The sequence below is a fragment of the Planctomycetia bacterium genome (assembly GCA_034440135.1).
Classification (GTDB): Bacteria; Planctomycetota; Planctomycetia; order Pirellulales; family JALHLM01; genus JALHLM01.
The window spans coordinates 1-3654 of sequence record JAWXBP010000250.1 but is presented as its reverse complement, the minus strand read 5'-3'; the positions used below and the strand labels follow the sequence as shown (position 1 = coordinate 3654).

At 58.7% G+C, this 3654-nt stretch carries 3 protein-coding genes; 2 read left to right on the top strand and 1 reads right to left on the bottom strand.

Annotation, left to right across the window (positions count from 1 at the left end; genetic code table 11):
• Nucleotides 1–2491: pentapeptide repeat-containing protein (locus tag SGJ19_15475; protein ID MDZ4781651.1), on the top strand; the 2491-nt coding region annotated here is incomplete at its 5' end.
• A gap of 44 nt (nucleotides 2492–2535) precedes the next feature.
• Entirely contained in the window at nucleotides 2536–3348 is an 813-nt protein-coding gene (locus tag SGJ19_15470; protein MDZ4781650.1) for a pentapeptide repeat-containing protein, read from the top strand.
• A 28-nt stretch (nucleotides 3349–3376) separates the two neighbouring features.
• Here the strand turns inward: SGJ19_15470 and SGJ19_15465 are convergent.
• The coding region (locus SGJ19_15465) for a hypothetical protein (protein MDZ4781649.1) at nucleotides 3377–3654 on the bottom strand (278 nt) is incomplete at its 5' end.

Sequence of the window (3654 nt, the reverse complement as noted above, 5' to 3'; positions counted from 1 at the left end):
TTTGAATGACCTCGACTTCACGCAAGGGTATTTCATCAATCTTGGCATGACGGACGCGCAGTTGATGCGCACGAATCTCACGCGTGCGGACTTTTCTTATTCCGGCGTTTTTCGAACGAACTTCGACGGCGCGAATATGACTGACGCGACGCTGTACCAAACGCAGGCGCGATTCGCCAGATTTAGCGGCGTGAATTTTACCAACGCCGATTTGCGCGAAGCGAACTTCGCCGACTCCGATTTGCGCGCCAGCAACTTCACCAACGCAGATCTGCGCGTCGCGAATCTGGCACGGGCTCGATTGGACGTGAGCGACTTCACCGGAACGGACTTGACCGACGCGATCATTACGGGCGCGACGTTCATCGACGAGTCTGGTGGCGGCGTTTCCGCAGAGCAATTCTATTCGACCGCAAGCTACAAGAATAAAGAGCTAGGCAACGTCTGGCTTGATTTCAAGAACATGGCCGGCTGGGATTTCTCCGGCCAGCCCATGCATTTCGCAACATTCTATGTGTCGAACCTTGCCGGCGCAAACTTCACCGGCGCGCAAGGCGCGATGCGATTCCAAGTTGCCGACTTGACAGACGCTGTGCTTCAGAATGCCGGCTTGCCATCATCGAACTTCATCAATGCCCTCATGCTACGCACAAATTTGCACGGTGCTGACCTGACTGACGGCAATTTCACCTCGGCCGATTTGACCAATGCTGATTTTAGCGACGCGGTCGTCGCTGGCGGCAACTTCACGTACACCAATCTCACCTTCGCGCAGTTAAGTTCCACGTCGAGCTTTAAGAACAAGGCGCTCGGCGCCATCAACCTCACGGGTCACGACTTGACCGACTGGAACTTCGCCGGCTTTGACCTGCGCGGCGCGAATCTGGCGCAGGCAATTCTCACCAATGTCGATTTCACCGACGCCAATATTGCGGGAATGAGCCTCGCGCACGCGACCACGCGCGGGTTTACCGCCGCCCAACTGTATTCGACGGCGAACTACAAATCACTCGACCTCACTGAAATGAATCTCGCCGGAAACGAAATGATCGGCTGGGATTTTTCACATCAAGATCTGGACGGCGCTGACCTGCGGAGCGCCGACTTGTCGTCGGCCGACCTACACGGAGCAAGCCTCAACGACGTGAAACTAGTCGGCGCGATTCTTGACGATGCCAATCTCGAAGGCACTGTGCTGAATGACGTGGACATGCAGTCGCTTCGCGCCCGTAACGCCAATTTCCGCGGCGCGCAGATCGGCCCGGCCGCATTCTACAACGCCGATTTGAGCGGCGCTGACTTTACGGGGGCAACGCTATCTCCAGTCACCGGCAACTACGCGAACTTGTCCAATGTGAATTTTCAGGATGCTGACCTCACCGGCGCTGAAATCCTCGAAACGAACGTCGCTGGCGCCAACTTCTCCGGCGCCATCATCAAGAATATGAAAGTGCCTCTCAATATGACGGCCGAGCAATTCTACTCGACCGCGAGCTATGTGAACAAAGATCTGGGACGCTTGCTGATGGGAGGCGAGCATACCACTTGGAACCTGGCCGGGCTTTCTCTCGCCGACTCGGAGTTACGCGGCGGCTACGTCGATGCGACCTTCGCAGGATCGACGTTGACAAATGTCGTGTTCATCGCGTCGAACCTCACTCGGGCGAATTTCGATGACGTGCAGGCGGAACGAGTGAAATTCGATTCGGCGAATCTAACCGAGAGCCACGCGGTTGCTGCCAATTTCGCGAGCGGGGATTTTCGTTACGCCGACCTGTCGAACGCGAACTTCCAGCAGGCGAGCCTCCGTGAGGCGGAGCTGTTCGGCGCAATCCTGAACGGCGCAGACTTCTCAACCGCCGACTTCACCAACGCCCATTTTACTTCCAACTTCAGCGGCTTTCGCCAGACGACACTGGTCGGAACGAATCTGCGCGGCGCGATACTCACGGGCGCCCGCTTGAACGACGTCCTCTTGACCGGGGCAGATCTGACCGATGCCCAGATTGGTGGCGCATGGTTTGACGACGCGGTGGATTTCACGCTGACGCAACTGTATTCCACCGCTAGCTATCGAGCCAAGGACCTGAGCCGAACCCGCCTCGCCGAGCTGGACTTGAGCGCCGCCGACTTCGCTGGAATCACGCTGAATGCCACTGCCTTCGCCGAATCGCAGCTCGGTGGCGCGGATTTCAGCCAGTCAAAAATGGATCGCGCCGATTTCCGTTCCGCCCACGTCGTGAATGCGAACTTCTCCGGCGTAAACGCCTCGGGAGCATTGTTTGATAACGCGAATCTAGAGGCCGCCACGTTTCGCGATGCCAATCTCCGCAATGCTGCATTTCCGTCCGCCCGACTCGTCGGCGTCGATTTCGAGAACAGCGAGATCCGTGAGGTTGACTTTACGGCGACGACCGCTCGCGGCCTGACGGCGTCGCAGATCTATTCCACGGCGAGTTATCGCGCCAAGAACATCGACGCGATCAATTAAAACAGAACAACCTCGACAGCTGGGACTTCACCGGACAAAGCGCCATTGGCGCGCGGTTCACGGATTCCTCGCTCGTGGGCGCTGTGTTTCTCGACGCCAAGCTAGCCAATGCCGAATTCAGCCGCACGGACATTAGCTTTGCCGATTTTCGCGGCGCGACCAATGCCAATATCAACAGTGCCCACACGCAACGAAATGTGCTTCGCCCCAATGGCGATCTCCAAGGAATGCAACTCCAAAGCGGCGAGGAACTGATCGTTCGAGACCACATGGTCGGCGTGACCGTGCTGCAGGCGATGGCGCTCGCCCCGGACGCGACGCTCGAGTTCTGGCTACAGGATCACGATTGGGACGGCCCGATCAACGTGGCCCCCAATGTAACGCCGAACCTCGACGGAAATCTTTCCCTCGCCTTTGACCGCGGAATTGATCTCCCGTCCATGATCGGCGCCTCGTTTCATTTGTTCAATTGGAACGATCGTCTCACGGCAGGCGATGCGTTCGAAAGCATTCTCGTCCCGCCCCGCACGACCTGGGACCTGTCAGCCCTCTACACGGATGGCGTAGTGCGATTGTTACAGGCTTCACTGCTGGGGGACAGCGACGGAGATTTCCTCGTCAACATCACCGACCTCAACAACGTCCGCAACAACTTCGGCGGCTCAGGCCTGGGCGATACCGACGGCGACCTGGACGTCGACATCAACGACCTGAATGCCGTTCGCAATAACTTCGGCAACAGCCTCGGCGCACAATCCGTCCCGGAACCAACCGCCGCCCCCCTCCTCGCCATCGCCGCCGCAACCCTGGCATTCACGAAACGCCGTTCAATTTGGCGGCGCGGGCAACTAAACTAAACGCATCGCCATCCCGCATGCCGCGCCCCTACCAAACCCAATGCCGTTTCCCCGAGTCCCGGCAAGATTGATACGTCAATCCATGACACGCGCGGCAAGCCCACCGCCGTTCTCGCAAATACAACGTCCCGGTCCGCCGCAAACACAACCCGCCATCGAGTCGCTCCCAACGCGGCCGCGGCACGCCGCCGCACTCCCACCACCAACGCACCCCGCCGAAACCCGGATAAGTCGCGCGCAGCATCACCCGCTGCCGCCGCGCCGCGCCACGCCGCCCCATCCATTCCAACTCCACTTCCCAACCCC